The organism is uncultured Coprobacter sp. (assembly GCF_947855755.1).
GTDB lineage: Bacteria > Bacteroidota > Bacteroidia > Bacteroidales > Coprobacteraceae > Coprobacter.
Map to the genome: position 1 here is coordinate 1 of NZ_CANUAR010000058.1, position 3,159 is coordinate 3,159.

Genomic DNA, 3,159 nt, shown 5'->3' on the forward strand with positions numbered 1-3,159 from the left:
ATTCATTCATGTATACAAGCCGCTGCTTATCGCCCTTACCGTGAACCAGCACTCGACCGCTCACGATGTCAATATCGTTCACGCTCAGATCAAGCACTTCCTGCCGACGTAGGCCCGCGCAAAACATAATGGATACTATCGCTTTGTCTCGATACTTGTTAAAAACGCATTTTCCTTCTTGAAAGGCTGCATCTATGATCTTTTCCGATTCTTCACCTGTAGCGGTAACAGGCAGTTTCTTTGATATTTTCGGGGCCTTGATATTCCTTGTAATTTCCTTGCTGATATAATCGTAACTGTACAGATAGGCAAAGAACGATTTAAGCGCACTTAATTTTCTGGAACGTGTCGCGGTTCCATCTCCTTTCTGATTAAGGTATTCCAGGAAGGTCAATATATCAGTTTTGGAGACGTCTTTGACATCTCCAATCCCTTTTCCCTGCATAAAGTCCGAAAACTCTATCAAGTCTCTTTGATATGCCTTCATCGTGTTTAAACTCTTGTTTTCTACGATTTTAAGATATGAGATAAAGCCATTGATATTTTCCAGCATTGTAAAAGCCTCCATCAAATCAAATAAAAAGAATGTACGGGATCACGGCAAACGAAAGCGGGATTGATAGGATGATTGCAACACTTGCCAAAACACACGCCCACCAGAGCAAGGAAAAGGCTGGAATTTTCCAGCGCCTTCCCTTGAAAGTGTATCTAATATCTAATAGTTTAATCATTTCCACTACCCCCTATTTATACAGAAGTTTTCTCGACAATGCTACACGAGCTGACAACGGCAAGGCAAACAAGAAAAATGTACAATCTTCTTTCAATGCCGCTGCAATGACAAGCCCTAACAAGAAGATCAGGAAAATCCCTGCTCCTATCAATTTCTGTTTGATCAATGCTTTTTTCATCGTTTTTTCTCCTTTACACAAAATAAACTAGTTTTCCGTTTTTGTCTGTGACTGCAACGCCATTACTATAAATATATATTTTGACGTTATACCCCAAATCCCGCAAAACACAAGCGCCTATTTCTTGTGGGTTGTATTTACAATTCTTAGCAAGCTTTTGCAAATTCTTCCGTGTTATTTCCATTGTTATTTCTCCCTTCGTTTTTGGAATATGCTATAAATTTAACCTTCGCATTTCATCCACTGCTCATAGATTTCATCATAGTCAACTCCCATGATTGAAGATAATTCTTCAAAAAGTCGCTCTCTAACTAAAGAATCATCAATCCCGAGCTCTTCATAAATGTTATGGTAACGGTCAAGGGCATAAAACAAATCATAAAATGTTTTGCCTTCGGTGAGATTTTCTCCTAATTCATCATCAGCAAAAGTTTTTGTGTACCATTCTTTGATATTGGTGTTTTTGTTTGCGTTCATAATAATTTCCCTTTCATAATTCGAATATGCTATAAATTTGCTTTTATCATCTCGACGTATTCGCTATACTGCTTAATATCAGATTCTTTCTTTGGTTTCAGTGGTAAAATCAATCCGATTCCCAAATCAGACTCATATACACAAGCGCCTTTATTGTTTGGATTCTTGAAAAGTGTCCCACTTCCCAAAGTCGATACAACGTCAACCATCCGTTCAGTATCGATTGCCATATCCCCAAATTTTACAATAATTCCTTTACTTCCACGATTAGAAAAAGTTTTTGTAAAGTTGCGCGCGTTTTTATGTACGGCTTTTAATTCTTCTTCTTGAATCTCGATTTTCTCAAAACTTTCCCATGCAGGTGGAAAACACTGCGCAACGTTCATTCCTGCTGACTGCTCAAAAGGCAGATCAGCGACTTTTTCCGGGTCTAGCAAAATTGCCGTGTATCCATCACACACACAATAGTAACCATCAAGCCCGATATCTACCTTAAACCATCCACGCAAATCCGGATTAACTTTACTGCACCGCTGTTTTACATACTTTTCCATAGCCTTTACTGCTTTTTCAGCAGATTTCCCGCCTTTTTCCTTGTTCATCTTTGCGGCAATTTCAGACAGGCAAAGTTTTCTAACGTCATCAAATTTGCATTCATCCATCAGTTTCAGAATTTTCTCAGCGTTTAACATAATATTACCTCTTTCTTTTTTCATGTTTGTTTTTTCTGTCTGCTATCCCTTTCGGGAATGGGCGCGGGCTTTATTAGTAAAACCCGCGAGAAAACCATACAAGGATTATTCTTCTTCCTTTTTCAATTCTAATTCATAGGAATCATATCTTTTTCCGTGGCTTTCCATAACCTCATATCCGTATCTTTTAAAGATGGAAATTATACTATTCATTCCGACTCCGCCTTCAAAGTATGGGATTGGTTCGTATCCCGCGCCATATCCGCATACTTCCCGATTATCAATCCCAGTACAAGCGGTTTTACTTTTATCGGATTTTCCTTCTTTCAAGGCGGCTTCTTTCAGTTCACAAAGAATTTTTTTAAGTGCAAAACTGCCTTTTGCGGCACTTGCAAATGCTGCACTTTCTTTATCATATCCACAACCGGATGCGCTGCCTTCATGATAGCCTACACCCTGCACATAAATTTCCGTGTGCGGATTGTTCCCCCATGTTCTATTTCGAACCCATTCTGTTTTGATAGAAATAAACGATGGTATTTTAGCGTTTTCGATTGCTTCCAGTCTTTCAAGGTCTGTTAAAAGCTCTTTTTCTAATCTTTTCAGCTCACGAACAACCGCCAGTTCGACAGCTTTCTCCCTGCTGATTTTTCCGGACTGGTACTGACTCCATCTGTAGTCGGTGGAGTATTTTCTAATGCCCTCATCGGACTCTTTTTTGTATTCATCGGACCAACTTGCCATATATCCATGATGGATATAAAAGCGGATGTTCTTTCCCTTTTCTTTGTAGGACTCACGAACTTCATTTTCGATTGCATTGTACTTTGTCATTATAAATTCTCCTTTTCTTTTTGTAACCCTTTTTGAGTTTGTTTGCCTTTTGTTTATGTATTTATTATACACTTTTTATTGCATTATTTCAATTAACTTTTTGCACAATCTTTATTATTTTATTTGTGCGGTTTTACTGGTCAATTTCCATTGCAAGCCATTCCTTTTTGTCGATCATCGGGAGGCCGTGGGCGCTTCTAAAAGCGTTTACATGACGCGCCGTGGTTGCGCTCCACCCGCTCCAA

At 38.9% G+C, this 3,159-nt stretch carries 5 protein-coding genes; all 5 read right to left on the reverse strand.

The genetic code is table 11. The annotated features are described in order from the left end of the window. Positions 1 to 568, reverse strand: a 568-nt coding sequence (locus Q0093_RS14780; protein WP_297932013.1) for a site-specific integrase, incomplete at its 3' end; no start/stop codon positions are given. Positions 569 to 743: 175 nt separating this feature from the next. Beyond that, on the reverse strand, positions 744 to 911 hold the full coding sequence (locus tag Q0093_RS14785) for a hypothetical protein (protein WP_297932015.1): 168 nt from the start codon (positions 909 to 911) through the stop codon (positions 744 to 746). Between the two features lie 222 nt (positions 912 to 1,133). Continuing rightward, a complete protein-coding gene (locus Q0093_RS14790; protein ID WP_297932018.1) occupies positions 1,134 to 1,388 on the reverse strand; it encodes a hypothetical protein in 255 nt (84 codons plus the stop codon). 29 nt (positions 1,389 to 1,417) lie between these two features. Next, positions 1,418 to 2,080: a hypothetical protein gene (locus Q0093_RS14795; protein WP_297932019.1), complete on the reverse strand. Its 663-nt coding sequence runs from the start codon at positions 2,078 to 2,080 to the stop codon at positions 1,418 to 1,420. Positions 2,081 to 2,185: 105 nt separating this feature from the next. Then, positions 2,186 to 2,914 carry a hypothetical protein gene (locus tag Q0093_RS14800; protein ID WP_297932021.1) on the reverse strand — a complete coding sequence of 243 codons (729 nt, stop codon included), beginning with the start codon at positions 2,912 to 2,914 and terminating at the stop codon, positions 2,186 to 2,188. Positions 2,915 to 3,159: the final 245 nt, after the last annotated feature.

What these genes read in the sequence shown, in the direction of transcription:
- Q0093_RS14785 (WP_297932015.1), bottom strand. Translation starts at nt 911, where the DNA reads ATGAAAAAAGCATTGATCAAACAGAAATTGATAGGAGCAGGGATTTTC.
- Q0093_RS14790 (WP_297932018.1), bottom strand. Translation starts at nt 1,388, where the DNA reads ATGAACGCAAACAAAAACACCAATATCAAAGAATGGTACACAAAAACT.
- Q0093_RS14795 (WP_297932019.1), bottom strand. Translation starts at nt 2,080, where the DNA reads ATGTTAAACGCTGAGAAAATTCTGAAACTGATGGATGAATGCAAATTT.
- Q0093_RS14800 (WP_297932021.1), bottom strand. Translation starts at nt 2,914, where the DNA reads ATGACAAAGTACAATGCAATCGAAAATGAAGTTCGTGAGTCCTACAAA.